The sequence below is a fragment of the Roseivirga seohaensis genome, from assembly GCF_001592945.1.
Classification (GTDB): Bacteria; Bacteroidota; Bacteroidia; order Cytophagales; family Cyclobacteriaceae; genus Roseivirga; species Roseivirga seohaensis.
Window position 1 is genome coordinate 1 of record NZ_LRPB01000029.1, and the last position, 4178, is coordinate 4178.

A 4178-nucleotide genomic window follows, 5' to 3' on the forward strand; every position below is an offset into this window, starting at 1 on the left:
AGATGTGTATAAGAGACAGGTATTTTCTGATAACTGATAACTGATAACTGATAACTGATAACTCCTGCCTAATAACTAATCTCTAATAATCCTTAACTAAACTACAGTCCATACTTCTGAAGCCTTCTATATAAAGCCAACCGATCAATACCTAGGTCTTTAGCGGCACGAGTTACGTTTCCGTGGTTCTTATCGAGTGCTTTTAAAATGAGTCGTTTTTCCATTTCTGAAAGGTCTAGAATATCTTCCTCCAAACGTTTGTTATTGCGGTTGGGCTGAAGCACGAAATCGTCAGCGGTAAGCTTATGGTCATCGGCTAAAATGATGGCGCGTTCAATAGCATGTTGTAGTTCACGGATATTTCCAGGCCAATGATACTTCTTCAGTTTGGCAATAGTGTTATGATCGACTCTCATTTTTGGCTTTTTGTATTTCTTGCCATAGAGTTGTATAAAATGTCGAACGAGTAAATTAATATCCTCCGTTCTTTCGGCCAGAGCGGGCATTCTCAGTTCCACAGTGTTGATTCGGTAAAGTAAATCTTGGCGAAAAGTACCCTCTTTCACCATTTCGTATAAAGGCATGTTGGTGGCGCATAGTAGCCGAATATCTACAGGTATTTCTTTGCCCGAACCTACCCGACTTACTTTTCTTTGCTGCAAAACAGTGAGGAGTTTGGCTTGTAGAGGAAGTGAGAGATTACCAATTTCATCCAAAAAAAGTGTGCCTCCAGAAGCTAGTTCAAACCTGCCGGGCTTATCTTCTTTGGCATCGGTAAAGGCACCTCGAACATGGCCAAAGAGCTCGCTTTCAAAAAGATTTTCGCTAATAGAGCCTAAATCAACATTGATAAAAACCTTGTCTTTTCGTTCCGATTGCCTATGTAAGGCACGAGCAGCCAGCTCTTTACCGGTTCCATTTTCGCCCAAAATCAAGACGTTAGCATCGGTAGGGCCTACTTTTTCTATAAGTGAAAACACTTTTTTAATAGGTAGTGATTCACCAATAAAGTTTTCGAATTTCTGATCTATTTCGCTGGAAAGCGTTTTTTGAGTGCTTTTCAGTCGGTCTACTTCTAACTTGCTTTGTCTTAATTGTAATGCAGATTGAATGGTGCCGAACAGCTTTTCGTTTTTCCATGGTTTCGGTAGAAAGTCGGTAGCGCCAGATTTTACAGCTTTTACAGCCAAGTCAAATTCACCATAGGCTGTAATTAGAATTACAATTGCGTTAGGGTCGATAGTTAGAATTCGGTTGAGCCATTTTAAGCCTTCTTCGCCCTCGTTGTCTCCTTTTTTAAAATTCATATCGAGCAAGACAACATCAAAGGCTTCTCGCTTTAAATGATTAGGGATTTGTTCGGGATTATTTTCAATTTGAACCAAGGTGAACTGCTGTTTTAAATACATTCGTGCAGTGTTGAGCACATCAATATCATCGTCCACCACCAATATTTTCGCTTCTGTCTTACTCATTCAAATACTGTATCAAAACCAAACAGTTAAATGTATTGAAAACAAACGATATATTGTTAATTTATTTTCTGTAATGTATGTAACATTCAGTAAGTCAAACAAATATGTGTTTGGCATTGCTATTGGTATAGCAGCGGTATCATAAAGGTCGAATTATGCTCAAAAATTACATCACAACAGCTTTCAGAAATCTTACTAGAAACAGGGCTTACACTACTATTAATGTGTTTGGGCTAGCACTTGGGATTAGTGCAGCCATTGTTCTTTTCAAAATTGTATTGTTCGAAAAGAGTTTCGATCAGTATCAAACCAATTTTGATAACCTGTATAGGTTTACAAAGCGCACCGAAAGCCCAAACCAGATAGAGTTTGATGCAGGAATCCAGAACCCTTTTACACTTGCCTTTAAAACGGATTATCCTGACTACGGCTTGCCTGTTCGTACTTTTGGAATAGGAGAAAGTCAGTTGAGCATTACAAACTCTATTGGCGATTTACAGCACTTTGAACAGCGAGATGGAATTGCCTTTGCTGATAAGGAATACTTCAAACTTTTTGATTATGAATTTGAGTTGGGTAATCCAGAAACCGCTTTGGAGAAGCCGAATTCCGCTGTTATTTCGGTTTCATTGGTTGAGAAACTCTTTGGTATTACCGATGGAGGTTACGATAGAGTAATAGGCAAAGAGGTAAGGCTCAATGACAAACTTGACGTTTTTATAACTGCTGTGGTAAAAGATCCACCAGTGAATAGCTCGGTGCCTTTTAGCTTTTTAATTGAATATGAGGCTGTAAAAGCAATTTTCGATTTCTATCAGCCAGACTCTTGGAATTCAACCTCGTCAAATGCTAATGTCTTTTTTCTTAAAGCGAAAGGAGTGGAGGATAGCCAGATTGAGGCTGCCTTGGAAGAAATGGTACTGAAATACATGCCAGAAGATACCGAAAATACGATGTACGGTTTGCAAGCAATGGCCGACATCCACTTTCAGCCTCAGTACAATACTTATAATGACGCGGGTGTTTCTGCTGATTTCCTGACCATACCAATAGCTATTGGAGTTTTCTTAATCTTAACAGCTTGTATAAATTTTGTGAATTTGTCTACGGCTTTGGCTATCAAGCGATCGAAGGAAGTGGGTATCCGCAAAGTTTTGGGCGGAAGAAAGGAGCAGTTGATGCAGCAGTTTTTGGGTGAAACTTTTTTCATTACCATTATTTCAGTATTGATTTCACTAGGAGCTGCAGAACTGATCATGAAAAATATGGAGCAGTTTGTAGGTTACAACTTATCGCTCAATTTGCTTCAAGATCCTCAGTTGATTATGATTTTACTGGGAATTACTGTTGGGGTTACTTTAATAGCTGGATTGTATCCGTCACTAATTCTAGCTAGGCTAGCACCTGTATTGGCACTGAAGAGCAAAGGCCAATCTGCACTTTCTGGCAATGTAAATACCCGCAGAGGTTTGGTGGTTTTTCAATTTATTATTTCACAACTGTTGGTGGTTTGTACCTTAGTAGTGATTTCTCAAATGCAATATTTTGAGAAAAAGGATTTGGGCTTTAGAAAAACATCCATAGTTACTTTTCCTCTACCAAACAATGCAAGCGAAAAACTCAATCCGTTGAGGAATGAGCTCTCTACTTTTGCAGGAATAGAAAAGGTAAGTTTCAATTTTTCATCTCCATTATCTGATAATAATATAGGCTCGAGTTTCGGTTACGCCCCGCTCGAAATGGAAGGTTCTTATGATGCGGCCTATAAAGTGGCTGACGAAAATTACTTGGATTTATATGGTATCGAAATTCTTGCAGGTAGAAACTTTAATGCTACTGATACCCTGGGTGTAGCCATTATTTCAAAATCAGTTATGGATTTAATGGGAATTGAAAACCCTGAGGATGCCATAGGAGAACAAATAGAAAGCGGATTTGCCGGGGCTAAAAGAGTGATTGGTGTGATAAACGATTTCCACACAAAATCACTAAAGGAGAAGATTGAACCTACCATTTTAGTCACTTATCAGGGTTACTTTTATGAAGGTGCCATTCGTTTTGAAGGAACCGATAAACAAATGGGTAATGTGATTTCTGCCCTTGAAAATGCTTGGACAAAGCAGTATCCGAATGTGCTTTTCGATTACTCTTTGTTTTCTGAAAGTATTATGGAAAACTATGAAGAAGAGGCCAATATGATGAACCTCTTTCAGATTTTCTCAGGCATTGCTATTCTAATCGGTTGTTTAGGTCTATATGGTTTAGTTGCCTTTTTGGCCAGTCAGAAAACCAAAGAAATAGGAATAAGAAAGGTATTAGGCGCTTCAGTAGGGCAAATCCTGAACATCTTTTCAAGAGAACTTTTAGTGCTGATTGTACTTGCCTTTTTAATTGCTGCGCCCGTGGCTTATTACATTATGGATTATTGGCTTTCTGATTTCGAATACCGAATTGATATGAATATATGGGTGTTTGTGATTGCAGTAGGTTTTACGCTTTTAGTAGCCGGCCTTACTACGGGTTTCCGATCATTGAGAGCGGCACAAGCCAACCCAGTGGATTCATTGAGAAGTGAGTAATGGGAATAGTTGATCAGTCCCGAAGTATCGGGAAGAAAACGGGAAAAAGAATTAAAAAAAAATGGGAGTCAGGGAACTCAATTTCCCGACAAAAGTTCGCCTTACCTGATTACCTGATTACCTG

General features: G+C 39.0%; 2 protein-coding genes. One reads left to right on the plus strand and one right to left on the minus strand.

What is annotated here, in order from left to right:
- Window positions 1-101: 101 nt before the first annotated feature.
- Complete coding sequence (locus AWW67_RS10025; RefSeq protein ID WP_062301561.1) at window positions 102-1475, minus strand: sigma-54-dependent transcriptional regulator; 1374 nt, start codon at window positions 1473-1475, stop codon at window positions 102-104.
- A gap of 155 nt (window positions 1476-1630) precedes the next feature.
- Between AWW67_RS10025 and AWW67_RS10030 the strand changes: the two genes are divergently transcribed.
- Window positions 1631-4054: an FtsX-like permease family protein gene (locus tag AWW67_RS10030; protein ID WP_062301563.1), complete on the plus strand. Its 2424-nt coding sequence runs from the start codon at window positions 1631-1633 to the stop codon at window positions 4052-4054.
- The last annotated feature ends 124 nt before the right edge of the window (window positions 4055-4178 follow it).